General features: G+C 44.4%; 23 protein-coding genes and 1 riboswitch. Of the genes, 5 read left to right on the top strand and 18 right to left on the bottom strand.

The window, feature by feature from the left end; all coding sequences use genetic code 11:
* Positions 1 to 15: 15 nt before the first annotated feature.
* Positions 16 to 864: a sterol desaturase family protein gene (locus BS19_RS03310; protein WP_038173311.1), complete on the top strand. Its 849-nt coding sequence runs from the start codon at positions 16 to 18 to the stop codon at positions 862 to 864.
* A 233-nt stretch (positions 865 to 1,097) separates the two neighbouring features.
* Positions 1,098 to 2,033: a universal stress protein gene (locus BS19_RS03315; protein WP_038173313.1), complete on the top strand. Its 936-nt coding sequence runs from the start codon at positions 1,098 to 1,100 to the stop codon at positions 2,031 to 2,033.
* Here the strand turns inward: BS19_RS03315 and mnhG are convergent.
* The 8 genes from mnhG to BS19_RS03355 form a co-directional block, all read right to left on the bottom strand.
* Positions 2,030 to 2,356, bottom strand: a complete 327-nt coding sequence (mnhG, locus tag BS19_RS03320; RefSeq protein WP_038173315.1) for a monovalent cation/H(+) antiporter subunit G — start codon at positions 2,354 to 2,356, stop codon at positions 2,030 to 2,032. The genes BS19_RS03315 and mnhG overlap by 4 nt on opposite strands.
* Complete coding sequence (locus BS19_RS03325) at positions 2,353 to 2,616, bottom strand: monovalent cation/H+ antiporter complex subunit F (protein WP_157631130.1); 264 nt, start codon at positions 2,614 to 2,616, stop codon at positions 2,353 to 2,355. Before BS19_RS03325 ends, mnhG begins: the two co-directional genes overlap by 4 nt.
* 10 nt (positions 2,617 to 2,626) lie before the next feature.
* Positions 2,627 to 3,103 carry a Na+/H+ antiporter subunit E gene (locus BS19_RS03330; protein WP_038173317.1) on the bottom strand — a complete coding sequence of 159 codons (477 nt, stop codon included), beginning with the start codon at positions 3,101 to 3,103 and terminating at the stop codon, positions 2,627 to 2,629.
* Positions 3,100 to 4,593 (bottom strand): proton-conducting transporter transmembrane domain-containing protein, encoded by a 1,494-nt coding sequence (locus BS19_RS03335; RefSeq protein WP_038173575.1) that lies wholly within the window; start codon positions 4,591 to 4,593, stop codon positions 3,100 to 3,102. Before BS19_RS03335 ends, BS19_RS03330 begins: the two co-directional genes overlap by 4 nt.
* Positions 4,593 to 4,943, bottom strand: a complete 351-nt coding sequence (locus tag BS19_RS03340) for a Na+/H+ antiporter subunit C (RefSeq protein ID WP_038173318.1) — start codon at positions 4,941 to 4,943, stop codon at positions 4,593 to 4,595. The genes BS19_RS03335 and BS19_RS03340 overlap by 1 nt, the downstream gene beginning before the upstream one ends.
* On the bottom strand, positions 4,943 to 7,510 hold the full coding sequence (mbhE, locus tag BS19_RS03345) for a hydrogen gas-evolving membrane-bound hydrogenase subunit E (protein WP_051686494.1): 2,568 nt from the start codon (positions 7,508 to 7,510) through the stop codon (positions 4,943 to 4,945). Before mbhE ends, BS19_RS03340 begins: the two co-directional genes overlap by 1 nt.
* A 267-nt stretch (positions 7,511 to 7,777) precedes the next feature.
* Positions 7,778 to 9,361 carry a BCCT family transporter gene (locus BS19_RS03350; protein WP_038173320.1) on the bottom strand — a complete coding sequence of 528 codons (1,584 nt, stop codon included), beginning with the start codon at positions 9,359 to 9,361 and terminating at the stop codon, positions 7,778 to 7,780.
* A 72-nt stretch (positions 9,362 to 9,433) separates the two neighbouring features.
* On the bottom strand, positions 9,434 to 9,616 hold the full coding sequence (locus BS19_RS03355; protein WP_038173321.1) for a hypothetical protein: 183 nt from the start codon (positions 9,614 to 9,616) through the stop codon (positions 9,434 to 9,436).
* A 356-nt stretch (positions 9,617 to 9,972) separates the two neighbouring features.
* Between BS19_RS03355 and BS19_RS03360 the strand changes: the two genes are divergently transcribed.
* Positions 9,973 to 11,502 carry a P-loop ATPase, Sll1717 family gene (locus BS19_RS03360; RefSeq protein ID WP_038173322.1) on the top strand — a complete coding sequence of 510 codons (1,530 nt, stop codon included), beginning with the start codon at positions 9,973 to 9,975 and terminating at the stop codon, positions 11,500 to 11,502.
* Between the two features lie 315 nt (positions 11,503 to 11,817).
* Here BS19_RS03360 and BS19_RS03365 read toward each other — a convergent pair whose 3' ends face one another.
* From BS19_RS03365 to BS19_RS03380, 4 genes are all read right to left on the bottom strand, one after another.
* Positions 11,818 to 13,206 carry an SLC13 family permease gene (locus BS19_RS03365; protein ID WP_038173323.1) on the bottom strand — a complete coding sequence of 463 codons (1,389 nt, stop codon included), beginning with the start codon at positions 13,204 to 13,206 and terminating at the stop codon, positions 11,818 to 11,820.
* A 261-nt stretch (positions 13,207 to 13,467) separates the two neighbouring features.
* Positions 13,468 to 14,766 carry a methyl-accepting chemotaxis protein gene (locus BS19_RS03370; RefSeq protein WP_038173324.1) on the bottom strand — a complete coding sequence of 433 codons (1,299 nt, stop codon included), beginning with the start codon at positions 14,764 to 14,766 and terminating at the stop codon, positions 13,468 to 13,470.
* 111 nt (positions 14,767 to 14,877) lie between these two features.
* Positions 14,878 to 15,729: an alpha/beta hydrolase gene (locus BS19_RS03375; protein WP_038173325.1), complete on the bottom strand. Its 852-nt coding sequence runs from the start codon at positions 15,727 to 15,729 to the stop codon at positions 14,878 to 14,880.
* Positions 15,730 to 15,837: 108 nt separating this feature from the next.
* Positions 15,838 to 16,425 (bottom strand): TetR/AcrR family transcriptional regulator, encoded by a 588-nt coding sequence (locus BS19_RS03380; RefSeq protein ID WP_038173326.1) that lies wholly within the window; start codon positions 16,423 to 16,425, stop codon positions 15,838 to 15,840.
* Between the two features lie 238 nt (positions 16,426 to 16,663).
* On the opposite strand from BS19_RS03380, the gene BS19_RS03385 reads away from it, so the two are divergent.
* On the top strand, positions 16,664 to 17,686 hold the full coding sequence (locus tag BS19_RS03385; RefSeq protein ID WP_038173329.1) for an acyltransferase: 1,023 nt from the start codon (positions 16,664 to 16,666) through the stop codon (positions 17,684 to 17,686).
* A gap of 55 nt (positions 17,687 to 17,741) precedes the next feature.
* Here BS19_RS03385 and BS19_RS03390 read toward each other — a convergent pair whose 3' ends face one another.
* The 5 genes from BS19_RS03390 to thiD form a co-directional block, all read right to left on the bottom strand.
* On the bottom strand, positions 17,742 to 18,128 hold the full coding sequence (locus BS19_RS03390) for an MAPEG family protein (RefSeq protein WP_038173330.1): 387 nt from the start codon (positions 18,126 to 18,128) through the stop codon (positions 17,742 to 17,744).
* 75 nt (positions 18,129 to 18,203) lie between these two features.
* Entirely contained in the window at positions 18,204 to 18,515 is a 312-nt protein-coding gene (locus tag BS19_RS03395; protein ID WP_038173332.1) for an ArsR/SmtB family transcription factor, read from the bottom strand.
* A gap of 65 nt (positions 18,516 to 18,580) precedes the next feature.
* The gene (locus BS19_RS03400; RefSeq protein ID WP_038173333.1) at positions 18,581 to 19,339 is read right to left on the bottom strand and encodes a phosphatase PAP2 family protein; all 759 of its coding nucleotides are present in this window, start codon (positions 19,337 to 19,339) and stop codon (positions 18,581 to 18,583) included.
* Positions 19,340 to 19,471: 132 nt separating this feature from the next.
* Positions 19,472 to 20,422 carry a sensor domain-containing diguanylate cyclase gene (locus tag BS19_RS03405; protein ID WP_038173334.1) on the bottom strand — a complete coding sequence of 317 codons (951 nt, stop codon included), beginning with the start codon at positions 20,420 to 20,422 and terminating at the stop codon, positions 19,472 to 19,474.
* Between the two features lie 134 nt (positions 20,423 to 20,556).
* On the bottom strand, positions 20,557 to 21,387 hold the full coding sequence (gene thiD / locus BS19_RS03410) for a bifunctional hydroxymethylpyrimidine kinase/phosphomethylpyrimidine kinase (RefSeq protein ID WP_038173335.1): 831 nt from the start codon (positions 21,385 to 21,387) through the stop codon (positions 20,557 to 20,559).
* Positions 21,388 to 21,480: 93 nt separating this feature from the next.
* Positions 21,481 to 21,579, bottom strand: a riboswitch (TPP riboswitch).
* A 132-nt stretch (positions 21,580 to 21,711) separates the two neighbouring features.
* Here thiD and BS19_RS03415 point away from each other — a divergent pair.
* Positions 21,712 to 22,602: a LysR family transcriptional regulator gene (locus BS19_RS03415; protein ID WP_038173336.1), complete on the top strand. Its 891-nt coding sequence runs from the start codon at positions 21,712 to 21,714 to the stop codon at positions 22,600 to 22,602.
* A 59-nt stretch (positions 22,603 to 22,661) separates the two neighbouring features.
* On the opposite strand, the gene BS19_RS20355 is transcribed toward BS19_RS03415, so the two are convergent.
* Positions 22,662 to 22,814 carry a hypothetical protein gene (locus BS19_RS20355; RefSeq protein ID WP_169739000.1) on the bottom strand — a complete coding sequence of 51 codons (153 nt, stop codon included), beginning with the start codon at positions 22,812 to 22,814 and terminating at the stop codon, positions 22,662 to 22,664.
* Positions 22,815 to 23,107: the final 293 nt, after the last annotated feature.

The raw sequence follows: 23,107 nt of genomic DNA on the forward strand, positions 1-23,107 counted from the left end.
ACGAGTCACTGAGACATGGATTTCACGACCTTAATCGACAACCCAGAGTGGCTGCTGATGCTACTCGCACCGTTATTTATTGGCCTGATGTTGGCCGAGTACTGGATAGGTCAAAAACGTGGTCGCCTGCCAGAGAACTCTGCCTATAAACTGAGAGAAGTGGCGTGCAACTTTACCCTAGCAGGGATGCATCAATTGGCCGATTTGATAACGGGATTGCTGATTGTTCAGCTCTACCTATGGCTGTTTGGTTGGCATCTGTTTGATATTGAGATGACCGTCAGCACTTTTTTGCTCCTGCTTGTGCTGCAAGACTTCTGCTACTACTGGTTTCACCGCGCCAGCCATCGCATACGCTGGATGTGGGCAGCTCATGTCGCGCATCACAGCTCAGAGCGAATGAATTTTAGTACCGCCTTTCGCCAAAGTTTGATGTACCCATTCGCGGGCATGTGGCTGTTTTGGGTGCCCCTAGTCATTGTTGGCTTTGAACCCAAATGGGTCGTGTTCGCCGTTTTGCTCAACCTCGGTTTACAGTTCTTCGTCCACACTCAGTGGGTGCGCTCATTAGGTTGGTTAGAATTAATTTTCAATACGCCGTCACATCACAGAGTACATCACGGACGCAATCCCCAATATATTGATAAAAATTACGCCGGAGTCCTGATTGTTTGGGACAAATTGTTTGCCACCTTCGAACCAGAAATCGAAACCGTTCGTTATGGCATTAGCAAACCCATCAAAAGTAATAACCCTTTCGTTGTGACGTTCAAAGAGTGGCAAACGATGTTTAATGAAGTGCGCCGCAAAGGTCTCTCGTTCAAGCAGCGACTCAGCATTCTCTTTTCACCACCACATGATTAAGGCGCTTTGACAACAAAGTGCCATTCCCTATCTTTCTGATTATTCAAAAGTCCCATAATCGCTATAACCGTGCTTATCGCGATCAAATCCGCAATACCTGTTTACAAATCGGACTTGGAAAAGTGCGATCTTAATACAACACTTAGAGGGCGGTGTTGTACTTCGCCAAGCTCTTGGTCTGCGCTAAAAATGTCAAAGGTAATCGAGACACACTGCCAATCAAGGAGACAGGTATGAAAAAATTTAAGAACATACTTTATGTGAGCCGAGGACTACCAAGCGAAAGTGACTCGATAGGACAAGCGCTCAGGCTATCGGCCAATAATAACGCGACTCTCAACGGTTTAATCGTAAGCCCACCTTTACCCGATCATATGGAACAATACCAAGAGATCTACCGTGGCTCTCTCTTTCAATCCATAGAACAACAGATAAACAGCGTAAGACAGAGTGACTCAATCACTGAATCACAGACTCCTTTCCCATTGCAACTTGCTTGTGACGAGCAGCCAGCGGTGAGTATTATCCGCGCGGTTAACCAGCACCACTACGATTTAGTCATCAAAGATGCCGAGCCAGTCGAAAACAATGGTGAAGGTTTCAAAGCAATGGACATGACATTGTTACGCAAATGCCCATGTCCCGTTTGGCTTAATCGCCCCGCCCACCACCCACGAAATAAACGTCGAGTTGCGGTCGCTATCGATCCGACGCCCAGCAATGATGAACACCATCGCTTATCACTTAGGCTTCTTGAGCTATCACGGTCGATTGCTGATAGTTGTGACAGTCGCTTACACATCGTTTCATGCTGGGAATATCAGTTGGAGCGTTATCTGCATCAACATGTTTGGATTAAGATTGAAGATGATGAGTTAAATCGAGAGATTAAGATCGCGCAACAACACCATCGCGAAGCGCTCGATCAACTGATCCGCGAAGCACAAATTTCTGGCAATGTGCAGATCCATCATTTGCATGGACTTCCCGATGAAAAAATTACTGCATGTGTCGAAAAAAATAACATTGACGTTTTGGTAATGGGTACGCTAGCAAGAACTGGCATTCCGGGTTTTGTCATTGGTAATACCGCTGAAAACATTCTTCAAGCGGTCAAATGCTCACTTGTTGCACTCAAACCCGATGGGTTTGTTTCACCAATCAATTAACCGCCACGCTGGGATTTATTATCTGACGATTTGTTATTGCGCCACATTGGGTAACCACTGTGGCGCATCGCTTTACCAAGCAAGTGGGTCGCCACCGGAGCGGTGAGAAAGATAAACAGCAAGGTGCCAACAACACGTGAAAGAACCGTCAAATCAGGAATCGCCAACGCAACAGCCAGTAGCAACGTACTTAATCCCACGGTGCCCGCTTTCGTCGCCGCATGCATCCGCGTGTAAAGGTCAGGCATGCGTAACACGCCTAAACTGGCAATCATAATCAGTAGCGTACCGATTACCAGTAGTAAACTAATCACCAGCGTCATTTCTCTTCCCCAATACGTCGAACGATCAAGCGAGCAAATACAATCGTACCTAAGAATGCTACCAGCCCAAGGGTGATCGCAATATCAAGCAAAGGCTCTTGTCCGCTATCTAAAGTGAACACCGTAATAAACCCAACCGTGATAAAGGCGATCAAATCAAGTGCCACCACACGGTCAGCAAGGGTTGGTCCTATCACTAACCTGATCATGGCCATCGCAATACTGACCAATAGCCCAGCATATGCAAAGGTCAGTGCCATGTTTAACCCGTCATCCACGTGTTACCTCCAAAATTCGTTTTTCTAGCCCGCTTTTAATCGGTTCGATCACAGCCTGATGCTCTTCGGCAAACATCGCATGGACGATCAAATGTTTTTTATCAGGTGTCACATCCAAACTTAAACTACCGGGCGTCAACGAAACCATGTTGGCAAGCAGTGTGATTTCAATATCACTCCTCACATCCAGTGGTACATAAACAATGTCGGGCTGGCTGAGATGGGTTGGTGTGACAACATCCCACACCACTCGCGCCGCCGAAACGATCAGTTCGTATAAAAAGAAACACAGAAGATTTATCACGGCATAAAAACGCTTAAAATAACTGGTTTTAAGACCAAACGGCTGACTTAAACGCAGCGCAAAAAAGCTAATCACAAAACCTAGCGTGAAATTTGCACTGTCATACTGACCATTGAGCATCATCCACGCAGCAGCAAGAAATAAGTTGAGCAAAAAGTAGTTCATTGCTGCCCTCCTAATACCGCGGCTAAATACTCTTTAGGGTCAAATAACTGCACAGCTGCAACCTCGGCAAAACGGTAAAATGGCTCAGCCACGAGGCCTATCACGATCGTCAGTGACGTCAACGTCATAATAGGAAGATAGTAACGCCATTGACCATTCAAACCACAAGGGGGCTTCGCTTGCTCATCAAGTGGCTTCCAAAACGCCTCACTCCAGATCTTGCTCATTGAAAACACCGTCAGTAACCCAACGAGTAGAGCAACCGCAGCAAGCCAAAAGTACTCTTGTTCAATACTGGCTTTAATGACCAAAAACTTGCCCCAAAACCCGGATAGAGGTGGAAAGCCCGCTAAAGAAAAGGCCGGAATGAGGAATAATAGCGCAAGTCCGGGCATGGTTTGATAGGCCCCACCAAGCTGACGCAGTTGGCTTGAGTGATATTTTTTCTCTAGAACGCCGCCAATTAAGAACAGATTGGCCTTCACTATGATGTGGTGAATGATGTAGAAAATGGCGCCAGTCAGCGCCAAAGGTGTATATAGCGCCAAGCCCATAATCATATAGCCAATTTGGCTAATTATATGAAAAGAAAGTATTTTCTTTACATCAAACTGACTAGCAGCCCCCAAGACTCCCGTTAGCATTGTGAGCCCAGCTAACCAGATCAAAACCGGTTGAATCGTCGTGTCAGTCAGTGGAAAAACCAAAGTAAACACTCGAATCAACGCATAAACACCGACCTTGGTTAGTAACGCGGCAAACAGCGCAACGACGCCACTTGGTAACGTGTGGTAAGAAGCAGGCAACCACGCAAACAGTGGAAATAAGGCTGCCTTAATCGCAAAAGCAAAAAGAAATAGCACCGCAATCATCTGCTGCGTGCTAGCGGCTATCTGCGCTGATTTACCGTGTAAATCAGCCAAGTTTAAAGTTCCCGTCGCGCCATACATCAAACCAATCGCGAGCAATAATGTTAACGTCGAAATCAGGTTGAGAATAACGTATTTCACGGCTCCCTCTATCTGTGTTTTAGTCGCATCGAGTACCATCAAACCAAACGAAGCAATTAACATCACCTCAAACCAGACATACAGATTAAAGATATCGCCAGTAAGAAAAGCACCAAAGATGCCCGCCAATAAGATATGAAAGTAGGTGTGATATAAGCCATAAGATTTTTTATCGCGTAGATCACCCATCGCATAGACGACGGCCACAATACCGATAACCGCGGTCACCATCACCATCGCGACACTAAGATAGTCAGCCACAAAAACAATGCCGAATGGGCCACTCCAACCGCCGAACGCCACCGCTTGAACCCCATCTATCATCACTTGATTGACCAAAGCAGCGCACACCAAAAGTTGAGCCACGGCACTGGTGACACTCAACCATTCTATTGCGCGTAACGAAGCTCGAACGACATATAAAGTCACCGCGGTTATCAATGCGATTAAAACAGGTAAAGTTAATAACAAACCGGTCATCATTCTCGCTCCGAGTCACGCATTTGATCAATGTCAGCGCTACCTGTTTCAATAAACGCCCGATAGATCAGCAACAAAGCAAAAATCAGCAAACCAAAACCAATCACAATCGCGGTAAGAATTAAGGCCTGTGGCAAGGAGTTTGCTGCGTCTGCAGGCGGGAGAGTCGCCTCGAAGTCAATCAACGGTGGTACGGCAACCGTTAAACGCCCCGCAACTAATATAGCCAAATTCACCGCGCTGCTCAGTAGGATTAATCCAAACAACAACCGCAATACATGCCGCTCTAGCAGCAAATAAACACCTGCGCTAACCAGCACTCCAACCACGAGACTCCATAGCACTTCCATCAATCAAGCTCCTCATTCACTCTGAGCATCATCCCCATCACTCCACCGATCACGGCAAGGTAAATACCAACATCAAAGATCAATGGGGTGCCGATGGGTAGGATCTCTTTCCACCACAATCCGGTTAAGAATGCTTGACCAGAGGCGAGCCCCATCACCCCAGCAAACATACTCAATGCAACGCCAAACAAAGCGAGGCTAAACGGGGAAAAGTGGATTCTGCGTTCAACATAACGCGGTGATTCAGCCAACATTAATAGTGACAAGCCAAGTACGGCAATCAATGCGCCGATAAAACCACCACCCGGTGCATTGTGGCCTCTAAGTAGCAAATAAACGGAAAACACCAGCATTAATGTTGCAACTATATGAGCCGTGGTGGTGAAGATTAACGATTGTACTCTATTGATGTAGCGGTTTTGCTTAGGTAATAAACTCACGGCTGCCAACCCTGCGATCACCACCACCACCACTTCTCCGAGCGTATCAAAGGCACGAAAATCAACCAAAATCACGTTGACAATATTGCGCCCATAACCACCAGGTAAGCTGTTTTGGGCAAAGAATGTCGTGAGTGTGGTATCGAGCGGTTGCGCGGTAATGGCAATCAATAACGAAGTCACTGAAAGGCCAATCACTGCAGCAATAATGCCGTGACCCAAGCGTCTTATTTTCGGATGCGGTGGTACTTGACTTAGTCTAGGTAGATGGCGCATCAAGATAACCACGAACACGACCATCAGCGTTTCAACTAACAACAGAGTTTTGGCAACATCTGGGGCGCTAAAAATCATAAAAACTAAAGTGGATAGAAAGCCAATAACGCCCAAAGAAGCCACGGATAATAGTCGAGAACCCGAACGCAGTACGACACCCACGGCAGCGACAATCAATAACGCGATGGCAACCTGATAAAGCGCGAGGTTAGTGAAATCGACCCAATGCAAATCTGGTAGCCCAACGCCAAAAGTGAGCAGCAGTAGCGCTAAGACCGTCAATGACATCATCGCATAAAGAGACAAGCGTTTTTTCTGGAGCAGATCCGTTTGAGCATTAGCCACAAACATTAACCCATTGAGGCTGCGATCGAACAGATCATCAGCACTCGGCGTTTTAGCCATCCATTGAGACAATCGAACAACGCTGCGATCATAGTAGCGATAAAGCACGGCGCCGAGTAATAACGTTATCACGCTCATAAATAGGGCCGTATTCACACCATGCCATAATTTAACGTCTGGTAACGAGACTGGTGGGGTAACGGCCGATACGCCACTGATGAGTATGTACTCACTTAGCCATTCGAGCCCGAGTAGTGGTACTAACACACTACCCAACGCAAGCAACAGCGCTGGGAGCCATAACCCAATGTCACGTTCTATCGCTTTAGCAGGCGGCGAGTCTGGGGTAGCTTTGACCAAAAAAGGCTTAATCACCAACACCAGTGCCATCGTGACCATTGCAACGTTAATCAGCAAAAGCGCCACTGAAGGCCAAACGCTAACATCAAGTGCCGCTTTATACATGTACTCTTTACTCATAAAGCCAAGCAGTGGTGGCACACCCGCTTTCGATAACGCTGCGCCAACCGCGGCAATAAAGCTAAACAGCATCAATGCTTTTAGCCCTTTTACCCGATGGAGATCGCGCGTTCCTGTGGCTTTATCGATATTACCGATCACCATGAACAGCGCCGCTTTGTAAAAGGAGTGGGCGAGAATAAAAATCAACGCGGCAAGGACCGCCAACTCTGTACCAATACCCAACAATAACGTCAATTTACCCAAAGCCACATTGGTGCTGTATGCCAACATCAGTTTTAAGTCGGTTTGTTTCAGTGCCAATAACGCACACCAAATCGCCGTGACCGTACCAACAATGGTTAGGCTGTAAAACCATAGCTCGTGATTAGCATAGATAGGCGATACACGCGCCAGTAAGTAAATGCCAGATTTGACCATGGTTGCCGAGTGCAAATAAGCACTAACAGGAGTTGGCGCAGCCATCGCATTAGGCAGCCAGAAATGAAAAGGAAACTGTGCAGACTTGGTAAAGGCACCAACCAACACCAGAATTAACGAAGGAATAAAAGCATCATGCTCAACAATCAGCGCAGCGCGCTCAATGATCACCCCCAATTGATAACTGCCCGCCATCATGCCCAGTAAAATTAAGCCGGCGAGTAACGCAAGTCCGCCGCCTCCGGTAATGAGTAACGCTTGTAACGCATTTTTGCGCGAAACTGACTTATGGTGATTAAAGCCAATCAGCAAGTAGGACGTTATCGTGGTTAATTCCCAAAATACAAACAGCAGTAAAATATTGTCACTCAATACTATTCCTAGCATGGCCAGCATGAACAACGTCAGGTAGAGATGAAAAGAGAAGCGCGCATGACTTTGGCGCAGGTATGACCATGCATAAAGCTGAATTAAAGTACCAATGACAGTGATTAAGCCAGCAAACAGCATCGACAAACCGTCCAGCCGAAGCGCAAATTGAATGCCTAAGCTTGGAATCCAATCAGATTGATGCCCCCACCCTTGCGGCGAGTAGACAGATAGCATTGCAACGAACAAACCAACAGGTAACGCAGCAAACAGCAATAAAAAATAATGTCCAAGTCGGTTGTTGTGTCGATTTCTCATCCCTGAATCGAGCGATCCCATGGCCACCACTGACTGTATTTAAAACATTGATTTAACTGTAAGCCATTAATCCGTTCTCTGCTAAACCAATTAACTTAACACCAGTATTTTTTTACCTTTTGATACATGATCAAGGACCCATAAAAAGAAAGAGCCCAAAAGGGCTCTTATCAATCAAACGGAAAGTTAAACCAAACCTTGTTCTTTCGCCATATGGCTAGCGATTTTCGGCGCTTGCCATAAGCTTGGCAACAATATGAACGAGACCGGTACAGCAGTAATAACAATGAAAGATTGCAAGGCTGAGATTCCGCCGGCTCCCATCGATATCAACGCAATCGCGACAATCCCCATCATGACACCCCAAAACGCACGGATCGCAGCACTAGGCTCGGTTGAACCTGTCATAACGACACTGATGGTGTAAGTCATCGAGTCACCAGTCGTCACGATAAAGGTGGTGGTTAAGATCAAAAACAGCACCGACATTATTATCGGGAAAGGAAGCTCTGCGGTAATGGCAAGCAGTGCAGCCGGTAAATTAAACCCTTCAAATGCCGTTGAGATAGTTCCCGGATTCGCCAGTTCAAAGGCTAAGCCGCTGCCGCCAACAATACTGAACCAGAAGCAAGTGATCAGTGGGGCTGCAATACTAATCGACAAAATGAGCTGTCGAATGGTGCGGCCACGTGAGATTCGAGCAATGAAAATCGCCATCATAGGACCATATCCAATGAACCATCCCCAGAAGAACACGGTCCACCAGCTTAACCAGCCCGTATCACCACGATAAAGCGCCATCGGGAAGAAGTTGTCGATCATGCGGCCAACCCCTTGCACATAACCATCAACAATGAAGCTTGTTGGGCCAAACAGTAAGATGTAGCCAATCAGAGCCACTGACAATAAAATATTGTAACGACTGACAATTTGAATCCCCTTACTTACACCACTTAGTGCCGACAAGGTGTACATAGCAATGGCAAACAAAATCACCAAACTTTGAGTCAAAAACGTATCTGGAATAGCAAATAATTCGTTTAAGGCATAACTAATCTGTAAGCCTAGGAAACCAATCGGGCCGATAGTACCAGCAGCCACAGCGATAATGCTGCACGCATCGGTTACATTACCAATCCAACCATCGATCGCTTTACGACCAAAGATGGGATAAAGCAGAGTGCGAGGCTTAAGTGGCAGACCTTTGTCGTAATGAAGGTGCATCAATACAATCGTCGATAGACAGCCTAAAATGGCCCAGGCTAAGAAGCCCCAATGCATAAAGGATTGCGACAGTGCGTTAATCGCAGCTTTTTTTGCCGTCGCTTCACCATACAACGGCGGCGCAGAAACATAGTGCGCAATCGGCTCGGCGGCGGCCCAAAAAACACCACCACCTGCAAGCAGAGTACAAAGTACAATCGATAGCCACTTAAAGGTATCGATTTCTGGTCTCGCTAAGCCACCCAAACGCACGTAACCAGTGCGACCAAGAGCGATTGCCAAACCAATAAGGAAATTGAGTAAAAGAAGAACTTGCCAGTAGGCACCAAAGTATTGCGTTGCAAAGCCAAAGCCTGCGTTAACCATTGCGGTTAGAGAGTCTGAACTCGTCAATGCGAGCACAACGAACAGGGAAAGGAAACTACCACTTAACCAAAAAACGGGGTTGGTTAACTCAAGGCGCTTAAGAATAGAGGGAGGGTGGATAGCAGAATAATCTGCGTCCTCGATCGGAACATGAGAGGCGGCATTCGTCATATTTGACATAAGTACTTCGCTTTTTAGGGCTCGGAAGCCGTGTATTTCCCTCACACAGATTACAAAAAAGTGTGAGGACGTTCAAAAAGCTAGCAATACTAACATGCTCTGGTCCACATGATAACCACCGAAATAACAATGAATAATACTTGTTCTATAAACCGCTGATTTTAATCCAATGATTTTAATCATGGTCAGATAAGTACGCTGCTGTTGTTTTGACCTGATCTCATCACAGAATGCGCCGTCTGCAACGGCAATCATCACACTCCTTAAATCACGCCACAATAGTACTGAATCTGTATGCTGGATCGCCACGAATTGCTATTTATTAACTAACGTAACTCACTCAAACGTTTTTGCCCCATAGTTTGTTTTGGTCGTTATAGGAAATCATTACAAAACCTTATGCAAAAATCTCCAATACTGGTTCATAGATACCTTTAGATTGCTAGCTCTGCCTGGACATGAACAATATGAGGAGTTGATCCGTAGATAAAGCGTTATGCTACAAATCACGGCGGCGTGCGTAAACTCAGTGAAAATCACATTACTTTCAGATAGTTCGTAGTAAAATTCGCAATGTTGTTAAAATATTAAACGTATAGGTTGGAGGCTACGTGGTTTTTAAAGGCTTATCTAGAAAGAACAAAGCTGCTTTATTTTTTGGTGCACCTGAAGCGGAAGCTGAATCATTACCCACTTCTCGAGTGTCTTTGTTTGATGTTTACGAAGATCACCATGACCTATTTAATGAACTTTCTAACGAAAAGTTCATTGTAATAGGGCGCAAAGGATGCGGTAAGAGTGCATTTGCTGAGTATGCCTATACACTATCGAAGAACAACGCCAATTTATTTTGCTCTTTCATAAGACAAGATACCGTAAATATGGAAACGTTGGTTCAACTCGGTACTGAAGAATCAGAAGATAAACAAAGCAAAGAACATTTATTTAAATGGCTTATTTATACAAATATACTGAAGATGTTCTTTGAGAATGAAGCGATTGAACACGGACAAGACTTAAAGTTGCTTAAGGAGTTTCTTAAGAAGAACTCTGGTTATATTGATATAGATAAAGGGGAAATAATAGAACTTATTAAGAAGCATAAATTTGAAGTCAGTATTGAACAATTCAAAAGGTTCTTTAAAGGGAAGTATGGACAGGATATTCAAATTAAAGAGTCACGTGCGCCATATTATAAATTACTGCCTCATTTAGAAACTGTTGTGACATCTGTACTTGCTTCAAAAGGAAATCTAGAAAACGAAAATTCATATGTCGTTTTCTTTGATGATCTCGATATTGGCTTTAGTGCAAATGATCCAGAATCAGTAGATACAATCGTTAACCTATTAAGAACAGCAAAATATGTTAATAATAATGTATTTGCTAAGAACAATGTATCTGCAAAAGCTATCATTCTTATTCGTGATGATGTTGAACGTCTGTTAGCACCATTAGAAGCAGATGTAGCTAAAATATTTTCATCCTATTCAACTAATCTTGATTGGTATCAGGAAGAGTACCTTCAGCAGGATCGTGAAGATGAGCTAGGGTTGAAGAGATTGATTGAAAAACGAGCTAGAAATGCCTTGATTAAGGCTGGCGTAGAACAGAATAAAGGTTCTGCGTGGGTGTCTTTAGTCGAAGAGTGTTTTCATCCGAAGACTTCATTCAAATATATCTGTGATCATACATTTTTGAGGCCAAGAGATCTTATTTTGTTCTTCAAGCCTTTGGAAACAGGTCGTTATAACCTACCATTGGATAAGAGGAATGTAAATTCATTACTTGGCCAGTATTCATCTGAGCTCGTCAAAGAGTTGAGTAATGAATTGTCTTCATTCTATGATAAAGTTCAGATTCAGAATATATTTGATTCTTTAAAGGAGATTAATAACAAATACAACTGCACTTATAAACATGCAAAGTACATAATTAATTCAACATGTAAAGGTGTCAGTGCTGAATCCTTATTAGAAGACTTATTCTCTCGATCTTTTATTGCTTCTGTAGATAAATCTAATGATTTTGTTAGGTTTAAACATAAAACATCTAAAAAAGATGCTGGGGAATATGAATTGGATAAACATGGTTATATTATTATCCACTCAGGATTAAAAGTATATCTTCGCAATAGGTAGTTGCATAAAAAATAAGGATTGAGCGCTGAAAAATTAGCACTTAATCCTATTTTGAACAAGACCGATTCCTCTCTATAAATAAGTAAGTTGTGCGTTCTTTCACTACAGTGACGGATCTGCACCAGCAGCACTGGACAATACACCAAGCGATTTTTCAATACTAAAAGTTATTCGTATTTTGCTAGATTAGTAAAACTCCTAGCAAGCTTTTGTCCAAATACAATTTCCATTCACACTCTGAGCTGAGTACCTGTAAAAAAAATCCTCGAATCACTTCGAGGATTTTTTGCTCTTATGTAGAACTTAACACATTATTTACGTCCAAAAACTTAGCGCGATAAAGGTTAGTACGCCAATACATGCGATGTTGAGAATAATCCCGACACGCATCATCTCACTTTGCTTTATATGTCCAGAACCAAACACGATGGCATTAGGCGGCGTCGCCACTGGCAACATAAAGGCACACGATGCCGCTACTGCGATCAACACAGATAAGACAACCGGTGACATACCAAACGCTTCTGCCACACTGGCAAACACTGGAATTAACAATGCGGCGCTCGCTGTGTTGCTTGCAAACTCCGTCAGGAATACAACAAAGACTGCGATGACTGCAATAATAAAGAAAATGCCAAGGTGCGAGATCATCTCGCTCAACCCATTGGCCAAAAAGACACTGGTGCCCGTCGCTTTAAGTACGTTACTCAAACAGATACCGCCACCGAACAACAGCAACACACCCCAGTCAGCGGTTTTTTCAATGTCTTTCCAGTGCACGACACGTGCAAAATTGACGGCGACTATCGCCCCCAAAGCGACGATAGTATCGAACTTAGCGTAACCGCCAAGCATGGCATTGATCGGTTTGCTAAAAATCCACAAGCAAACGGTCGCAGCGAAAATCAGCAAGGTGACAATTTTTCCTTTGTCCCAATCCACTGACTCATGATTAAGTTCAAACTGACCTGAAAGATCCGGCTTTAACACCGCAAACAGTACAACTATCGACACAGGTAATAAAATTAAGCTGGTTGGTACGCCAAACCTCATCCAGTCAGTAAAGGTTAACCCCACTTCGGCCGCTGCAATCGCATTTGGTGGGCTACCGACAATCGTTGCGATACCACCAATACTGGCACTGTACGCAATACCCAGCAGCACAAACACATAGGTTTTGTGGCCACTTTCAGAATTCACCTTGCTCAATACACCAAGCACCAATGGCAACATCATCGCAGTAGTCGCGGTATTACTGATCCACATCGAAAGCGCAGCTGTGACACCAAAAAGCATGAACACTGCAACACTCATTTTGCCTTTCGCAACAATCAGTACTTTATCGGCAATGACCTTATCTAGCCCTTGACGATGCATTGCAGCCGCGAGTGCAAAACCGCCCAAAAACAAAAAGATGATGGAGTTAGCGAAATTATTTAACGCGGTTTGGGTATTAAACACACCAAACAGTACCGCCATAATTGGCACTAAAATAGCGGTTACCGTAACGTGTAGGGCTTCAGTTAACCAAAGAATCGCAACAAACGTTAACATACAGATCCCCAATACAACTTGAGGATCAAAGGGTAACGTAAAATACATCACCGCAAACAAAATCACATCCGCTAAGATGATCATGCTGTTACGGTTAAAAAACCATTCTCGGGTATTGGTCGGTAAAGGGACACTATCGTTTCTATTCATTATTATTTTCCTTATGAGGGCCATGTGGCATGCAAAGGATCCCACATAACCTCACGTGAAAATAATTTTTCATTGCGAATTTGTTAACCATATCAACAACAAGGTTGTAAATGTTAACGTCATGAATAATTTGAATATTTTTCCATCTATAAAGTGCTCATTTTTTCATCTCGTCATTGATAAGCAGTGCCAATAAACCTCCGAGCATACATTGACATCAATGACCAATTTAAAAATAGGCTAACCATAAAACATAAGTCACTAAGAAGACTGACTGTCAGAAAGTTGTAACACGGTGTTAGAAACGTTCTCGGCACCTTTATGTATGTCATCCATCACCGATGATACTTCGGTAATTTTGGCATTCCCGGCTTCTGAGATTGATGACATTTCAGTTATTCTAGCAGTGACTTCGTTGATAAGACCCTGATTCTCTTCAACAACACTAACAATCTCGTCAGTGGAGTCTGAAGTCCGAGACGCGAGTTTTCGCACTTCGTCAGCAACAACAGCAAACCCCCTTCCATGCTCGCCCGCTCTTGCCGCTTCAATGGCCGCATTAAGAGCTAATAAGTTAGTTTGGTCTGCTATGCCTTGTATGGTCGACACAATATCTTGAATATTTTGCGAGCTCGATTTTAGCTGTTGTACTTTTTCGGCGGTCTCTTGCGCTTTTTGCGATACGTTTAAAGAAACTGCAACAGAATCGGCTAAAAGCTTAGAGCCTTCTTGGGCGATTTGTGCCGTCTCGACCGACGTAGAATAGGCGATCTCTGAAGCTTCAGCTATTGCGCGGTTACGTTCAACACGCTCTGTAATGTCGGTGGCAAACTTAACGACTTTTACAACATTACCAGCGCTATCCATTATCGGATTGTATGTTGCCTCTATCCAGACACTCGATCCGTGGGCGCTACGACGCTGAAAAAGTCCTGATTTTATCTGGCCACTTTGTAGTTCTTGCCAGAACTTAGGATTTTCTTCATAAAAGTCATCAAAACAAAACATCCGATGATGCTTTCCTTCAACTTGGTTATCACTATAGCCTAATGTTTTTAAGAAGTTAGCGTTGGCAAAAAGTATGGTTCCACTAGGATCAAACTCAATAATGGCCTGCGATTTGTCTAAGGCTGAAAAAAGAGCATCGTTCTTTTGATTTCTGTAATACAGCTGAGTGATATCCGAAGCAATCTTTGCGATGCCCGTGACCTTACCGTCCATGTCCTTAATCGGGAAGTAGGTGGCTTCAAGAATGATGGTCTCGCCTTGCTTGTTCTTTCTCTCAAAAGTCCCCTCCTTGATAATGCCATTGGCAAGATCTTGCCAGAAACTCAAATAAATAGAAGAACTGGTATAACTATCAGAACAAAAGATCTTGTGGTGTTTTCCTTTCACTTCATCCAACGAATACCCTACAACATTCAAAAACAGTGAGCTTGCATCTTGGATGATTCCTTCTAGGTTGAACTCGATCCATGCAACATGTTTTTTTAATGAAGTGTACACATCATCGGCATGACTAGACTTTAGCGGTGACTCTTTCTTCTTAGTAAAAAACATAACGAACCTTAGGTGGAGAACCTTGCTGACACTTATATAACCATGATAGACGAAAAATGAGATGTACGTAGACTAATGATCTGCGCCTGTTGTTTCGAAAAATCACTCGCATTAAGCAACGAGCTTATCGAAACTCTCCATGACTTGTTGGCACTTCATCACTCGACCGTGACCTTGACCTTGCGTGGTGACTAACTCGACATTGTCCATCTCCTCAGCTGCTTTTTTCGAGACTGGATACTTGGTAAATTTATCCCCCTCATCATGAACAATAATGGTCTTAGTTTGTCGCTGTTTCAGCTTGCCATACGGATCGATAGATTGAATTGGATAACGGTATTCTTGTTCAACATCCGATACCACTGCGTTAAATAAGCGCATTGAGTAGCCAGAGCGCGCGACACTGCCAAACAGGTTATCGAGGTAGTCAAGTACTGGCGCAATAAGCAAAAAAGGCTTACCCGCCAATTTGCGATGATGACACTCAATCGACGACGCCGTCCCCATACTGTGCGCGACTAACCCTGCCACTTCTTGTTCAACACTATCTAAAATCACCTCAAGGCCATGAACAAAAGCTGGAATGTGGCCGTAAGCACCTTCGCTTTGACCATGTGCAGGATGATCGTAAGCCAGCGCGGTGAAGCCTCGACTTGCGATATGCTCCATCAGCGGATAAAACTGGCTTGAACTGCCGGACCAGCCGTGAGTTAAAATCCATATCGGCCCACTGCCAAGCTGATACGTTTTTAATACCCCCTCTTTAGATATCACCTCGCCTTTAATTAAACCCTGCGGCTCGGCGTTTTTTGGTTTAGTTCGCGCCGGAGTCAACAATAACTTACGCGCCGTCTTTTTAGCATGCTGGGGCAATAGCGTGTAATGCAAGCGTGTCGTCAGGTTGACTAAACTCTTCTTAATGCTGAATTTTTGTGAAGTATTAAAGTAAATCTTCTCACTCATGGGTTTTTCCTTTTACTGCCAGTCTTTACATCAACGAAAAAACGAACGACCGTGCTATTTGTGATTAAATAATAAGCCAAGTAGTTAACTACTCAGCTTATCTGAATGTTATTTCCAATCGGCAACCAAGCGCTTTACTCCCGACCAAAAGTGTTGATAGCTTGCTTCTTGACCATGAATTGAATAGAACAAGTGTGCACTAAGATAGAGCCCGTATAACTCAAACGTGGCTTGCTTCGGGTCTAAGCTCTGGCGAAATTCACCGTTTTCGATCCCTTTAGCCACTTGAATACGTAAATATTCAATCCAAGATGCAATGGTCTTTTTCAGTACGTGTTGAGTCGGAGTAGATTCTGCGCTGGTCTCTTTCCACGCATCCAGGAACATGCAACTGCCCTGAAACGAATGATTCCAACCAAGCCAATTATCGAGCAACATCGTCAACTTGCCTTCTATCGTGGTTGACTCTCGTAGCCGCGCAGGGGCAATAACACGCTGAGTAAACACCGCATTAGCATACTCTAATACCGCTATTTGCAAGTTGTCTTTTGAATTAAAGTGGGCAAACAAACCGCTTTTAGACATCCCACACTGCTTAGCGAGTTCACCAATCGTCAAGCTTTCTAAACCATTCTCGCTTGCTAGTTCAAACGCGGTATTCAGAATATTGTCGCGGGTGATTTTGCCTTTGCTCATACTGCTCTCTCATCATTACTGCTGTTACTTTTAGCACACTCGTACTTTTTTTCAACTTCTTATCAGTATTTCGCTTTGTGTATAAACCAATAACAGCAGAAGAAATAAACTCACTTATTGAGAGAGCTCGCATAATCTCTATTGACTGACCATTGTCATACGACAATTTGATTAGAATCATCCCCCTTTAGCTATCTACTGGTATAGCTTCACAGATTTTGTTGATTTAGTGATCATTATGGAAAATAAAAAAATTCAGAGCATTGAACTTGGTCGGGTCGTCGCTATCATCGCTATTGCCGCGATGCATTGCCAGATGTTCATCAGCTATTGGCAGTTTGATGGCACGCCGTGGGTTGGTTATTTGTTCAATCAAGCCACTCGCTTTGCTGTCCCACTGTTTTTCTTAATCTCAGGTTATTTGATTCAACCCAAACTGGTGCTCGCGCCAACGCAAACCTTGTATCGATATGTCTCGCCGCTGCTGAAGGTGTTTGTTGTTTGGAGTGTCATTTGCCTTGCAATGCCGTTTAACTTGGCCACCGTGGCAGAACATGGCTATTTAGCCGAACGACAAGGCTATTGGGGATTTTTAGCCCAAACACCGCTTAACTCACTACTTGAAGGTGGGTTGGTGCATTTATGGTTTATTCCCGCGTTGATGATTGCCGCAGCTATTGGTGCCGTGCTAAGCAAATATAAACAGACCGAGCTATTTGTACCACTGGGCTTTGCGCTCTACGTTTACGGCGTTCTCGCAGGTAGTTACCAAGAGTTTACCGGATTTTGGGCTCCATTCTTTACTCGTAACGGCCCGTTCTTTAGTACGCTTTTGTTTGCCATCGGCTTTAGCATTCGACAACAATCCATTACCGCCACTAGCCGCCAGGCACTGTGGCTCGCCTTGATTGGTATGGCGTTGCACTTCACCGAGGCAGCTGTCCTCAATCACTTTGGCCAAGCCTTTAATGCCAATGACTTCCTGTTTGGCACAGTATTGTGGGGCAGTGGTTGCTTTTTATGGCTGCTGTCTAAACCTAGCCTTGGCGCTCAGAGCTGGCTTGCAGCCCAGTCACGATATGTATTGCCATTTTATGTTGCCCATTTGCCGATGATCATTGTAATGATGAATATCACCGGGATACTTGAGCTCAACGGACTTAGCAAGGATGCAGTGATTCTATTTGGTGCTCTTGTGATGACCTTTGGTCTTATCAAAGGTTTAGCAAACACCCGACTGTATCCTTGGCTATTTCGCTAATCTAATAAAAAAGCGATGGATTACCATCGCTTTTTTCACTCACCGGATGTGACATTTACCACAAACGGTCAAAAGGTAAATTGATCATATTCAGCACAATTAAGCCAACAATTGCCGCAAACGTAAGCTTCATACCTGTGATTCGACCCTGCAACTTATCGGCTAATATCGCTTGCGCATGTAACACACGCCCAACGACGAATGTAACGCCAATCAGATGAATCGTCCAAGGCGCCGCACCATTATACTCGGCGAGAGCCAGCATAATTAAAGTAATTGGCACATAGTCAACCGCATTACTATGCGCACTTCTTGCCATTTGCAACGCACTAACGCCACCATCGGCATACTTAATTTGCGCTTTGCGCCTTTGCTTGATCACCTCAATGGCGAGCCAGATCATCAAGCCTGCCGAAACCGAGGCATAAAGAGCAGTAATCATTGCTTCATTCCCTATCCAATAAACAGATCAAGTGCTATCCCACAAGATCATCAAACCGTACCCTTCAACGAGCACTCACGAGTTACAGCTTGATGAGCATTTCTCTTCGGCGCAACACTCTTCTTGCAAAAAGTCGATAACACCCTGTAAACATTGGTAATCGGTCACACAGTAAAGCGTGCGTCCTTCACGACGTTGGCTGATTAAACCCACAGACAGTAAACTGGAAATATGGTGAGACAAGGTTGAACTAGGAATTCCTAACGCTTGTTGCAATCGACCAACCGCAATACCCTGGCAGCCAGCTTTGACGACCCGTTTATAAATGCTGAGTCGGATCGGGTGTCCAAGTTCTTTTAAAGCTTTAGCAACGGCTTCAAGCTCCATAGCTTTTTCCTCACAATTAGACATTTCCAAAATAATCGAATAATAAGGATTATGCAATCGCCGAACTAACGAGTTAACTTTTTATGCTGAGCAAACGCAGACAAAGTGAACCATCGCTCAATCAGTCGGTGTATGTTAGGCATCAGCAGATAAACTACGCCAACAAATAGAATCGACCCGACCAGATCTATCGGACGGTGCATCCCGAGCCATAGACGGCTGTATGCGACCATTATCGCCCAAGCACCCAACCCAATCACCAGTGCATAGCGCTTGTACTCAATAAACACGCCACCAAAAAATGCCAAGCAAATCGCGGCGAAAATGGTATGTCCAGATGGGAATGAATAGTCTTTTTCACCCTGCCAGTGCTTGGTTCTCCAAGGTGATACTTGTTTTGAAACCTGTTCAATAACGTGCGTTTGCTGAGCATCATTTAATTTATAGAAATGTTCAGCTTGAGGAATGAATAACTGATGGACAAGAAGAGCGGTGTAAGGACGCGGGCTTTCCGTCATAGGCTTTAAACCGGTTTTAGCCACAAAACCAATCACAAGCAAAATACTGAGGTGAACCAAAAGTGCGATCAATCGAGAACGGCTACCGACCAAATACCAAGTGATGGCGACTAGCAACGTCAGGGTGATGAGAAAACCATTGGCCCCTGCGGAATCCGTTATAAGGGTAAAAGCCATACCTGAAAACGGACTCACATCGCTCAATAAATCGATGTGACTGACCAACGCAGACATTGGCGCGACCAACAATAAAAACGTAACCAGCAACAGTAAACCTGCGCGTTTGTTTTGAATAACAGCTTTCACTATACACCACACAACTAACCCCACCCACCATGTAGGCATATTAGCTGAAGGTGTCGACAAAATTCATCAACCTAATGTCAATTTGACGACAAGTTAATGACTAATCTTTCTGGGATTACATTAGCAAAACGGTCAATGTTTAGACTTAAACATCCGTTGATCAGCCATCTCCAATAACACTTCAAGATTCATATCACTCTTTTCTTTCGCCGACGCCACACCAACGCTAAATTCGAGTTTGTAGGGGTTCTTCTGGTCTTGATTAAAGGCATCAAGCGCCTCATTAAAACGGCGGATGGCCACATTCGCAACCTTTTCACTTGCACCAGACATCAAAACTACAAATTCGTCACCACCAATCCGCGCAATAACATCCGAGTCTCGAAATGATGAGGTAAGCAGCCGAGTAAAATCGACCAACGCCTGATCACCTGCGGCATGACCGAGTGTGTCATTAACTTGCTTAAAGTTATCTAAGTCGAAAAATGCCAACGAGACCGCTAACCCACCAACCAAACAGTGTTCCATCGCCTTGGGGGCGAGCAAATCGAAACCTCTGCGATTAGAAATGTGAGTCAGTGTATCGGTTGTTGCCGTTAAGCTGGCAGAAAGCTCGTTTTCAGCTATTTTGGCTAAATCAATCAGATCAATAATTTGCTCTTGGCTAAGCTGACGCGGTTTGGTATCGAAGATACACAAGGTGCCAAGCTGATAGCCGTTTTGATACATCAGCGGGACCCCAGCGTAAAATTGCACACCGAACTCCCCCGTTACCAATGGATTGTCGCAAAACCGTGTATCCTTGAGAGTATTAGGAACAATCAGCGGCTCATTACCCAAAATGGCATGGCCACAGAATGAAACTTCTCGTGAGGTCTCTTTGACATCTATCCCATCACAAGATTTAAACCACTGCCTGTCACTATCAATCAAACTAACGACAGCAACAGGCACATCAAAAAAACGTCTCGCCAAGCGCGTCAATCGATCAAAACGTTCTTCTGGTTTCGTATCTAGAATATTGAGTCGTTTCAGCGCCTCTACTCTTTGCGCTTCATTATGTGGCTTTTGTGGCCCCTGCATTCAATTGTTCTCTTAAGACTTTATGGTTAGATACTAGCACCTAAAAGAGTATATGTTGAGATAGGACAACGATTATTCCACTATTAATAGCAAGGTCAAACTCGGAATACATTTGTAAAGACAACGTATTTGGCTTAACGCACATGAGAATGCCCCGCAAAAAAGTGATGCACAGGACCATGTCCCCGGCCAACGTCAAGCTCATCAGCATGAGTTAACGCTTGAGTCAGATATTGCTTTGCTAAACAGACGGCTTTATGCAATCGATGCCCCTGGGCCAGATAGGACGCGATGGCAGCGGAGAGCGTGCAACCTGTGCCATGGGTATTGATGGTCACTACACGTTGAGATCGGATCAACTCACTGTGATGATTCGTCACAAGTAAATCATTACTATCGGAGGTTTGATCTAAGTGTCCTCCCTTAAGTAGCACCGCTCGGGCCTGAAGGGCGCGAAGTGGCTCTATTAGCGCCCCCATTTGGTCTTCATTGGTTGGCGTGTTAGCCCCGATCAATGCTGCCGCTTCAGGTAGATTCGGCGTAATTAAGTCTGCGAGCGGTATCAGCTCGTTTTTTAAACTCTCAATGGCGCTGCGCTGCAATAGCAGATCACCACTGGTGGCAACCATAACAGGATCAACCACCAGCCATTGAGGCTGATACTGACGAATTTTTTTTGCAACAACGCGGATGATATCAGCATCGGCCAGCATACCCACTTTCACCGCAGTAACCTGTAAATCAGAAAATACCGCATCAAGTTGACTCGCAACATGCTCAGTGGGCACGGGATGAATGGCGCTCACACCCTGGGTATTTTGTGAGGTAATGGCGGTGATCACCGAGCAAGCATAGCTGCCGGTGGCTGAAATGGCTTTGATATCAGCTTGAATTCCAGCGCCGCCTCCACTGTCTGAACCAGCAATGGTTAATACAATAGGTGGCGTGTCTTGTAAATGCGGCATATAAGCTCCTACAACAAGACGTAGGAACCCTTGCTTGATGACCGAGAAATTTGATCTCTTCGGTATTAAGTAAGGCCATCGAACCCAAAGAAAGGCACGATGAAAATAGTTCCCTACGTCAGTGCTAACTGAATCAGGTTCAACGGGTCTCGGTTACGATCTCAGCCCAAATAGGCTCCCCGACTATGAACGCAAACAGTAACAGCAATTTGGATTGATGGGTAGAGCAAAATTGCTTGTCACGCAGTAGCATAAACACCACTACCTAAAATTTTAGTTATCACATAAACTATCTAAGATAATTTTTCGTTATAGGTATGCAGTATGCTTAATCCGACTTGGCTGAAAACCTTTGTGACTTTAATCGATACGGGGCACTTCACTAAAACCGCCGATAAACTGTTTATGACTCAGCCTGGAGTCAGTCAACACATTAAAAAGCTTGAGGAAACATGTGGTCATCCTCTCATTGAGCGTCACAACAAAAGTTTTGAAATTACCGAAGCGGGAAAAATCGTCTATCAATACGCAACCGAACTTGAGTCACAACAGCAGCAAATGCTGATGTCACTCAATCAAGATGACCCTTGCGCGGGCAGTATTACTCTTTCGTGCTCTGGGTCGCTGGCACTGTTGCTTTATCCACACCTGCTCGATTTACAATGTAAATGTCCACTGCTCATTACCCACTTAGAAGCCGCGCCACATCACAAGATACTGGCCGATGTCATTAACGGTGATATTGATTCGGGGATAGTCACACGTGAACCCTCCGATCCGAGAGTCGATTCGCAACGCATTGGTCAAGAGCCGCTGTGCCTGATGTTACCTAAACAGTACGCCACAGACTCTCTAACGGAAGAGACACTAAAGCAGATAGGCTTGATTCGCCACCCAGACGCCGAGCACTACTTATCACTGTTTTTTTCTCGTTGTGGTGAACAGGCGCTTGAAACCATCAACATTAACCTATTGCCGATCAAGGGCTACATTAACCAATTGAGCCAAATTTTACTTCCGGTCGCCAAAGGTCACGGCTTTACGGTACTGCCGCGAAGTGCATTTGAAACCTTTGCCGAGAAAGACTCTATCGCGCTTTACCAGCCAAATATTGAGGTTGTCGAAACGCTGTATTTATTAACTAAACGCCACCGCAAGCTGCCTGCACGCTTTGAAACCGTCAAACAGGTGATTACTCAACAGTTGAATCAATAATACTTTCGCGATCAAAAAAGGAGCCTGCTCAGCTCCTTTTTCGTTAACAGTACTGTTATTTATGCTTCAAGGACGCCTTCACCTGACATCTCAGAGATAAGCAGTAGATCTGCTTCATCCAACTTCATGCCAAAGACAGGGAGGCCATGCTGTGCAACCCAGCAACACATAAATACGAAGAAAGCTAACACGATTATACCTAGTGACACCATAATCAATCTCCTTCTGGGTTATCAAATAATGTATCGATAACTCGCAGGTGAGAGCATTGAGAAAGATAAAGCAAAAGGCCGTTGAAAATACGTGTTCTTATACGTTGTTCGATGCACGATTAACGAATTGCTCGTTAGGATGTGTGTGTCAATTGCGCTTAATAGGTTCGTATTCACTCTGGGAGTTTACTTGGTTCTCTACACCTTTGAAGTTATTTGGATACTTTATTAATATAGTGACAGCGTTTAGACGACGCAACCATCTAGCGTAGTTAATCGATAAAAGATCACAA

The sequence above is a fragment of the Vibrio pacinii DSM 19139 genome, from assembly GCF_000711795.1.
Classification (GTDB): domain Bacteria; phylum Pseudomonadota; class Gammaproteobacteria; order Enterobacterales; family Vibrionaceae; genus Vibrio; species Vibrio pacinii.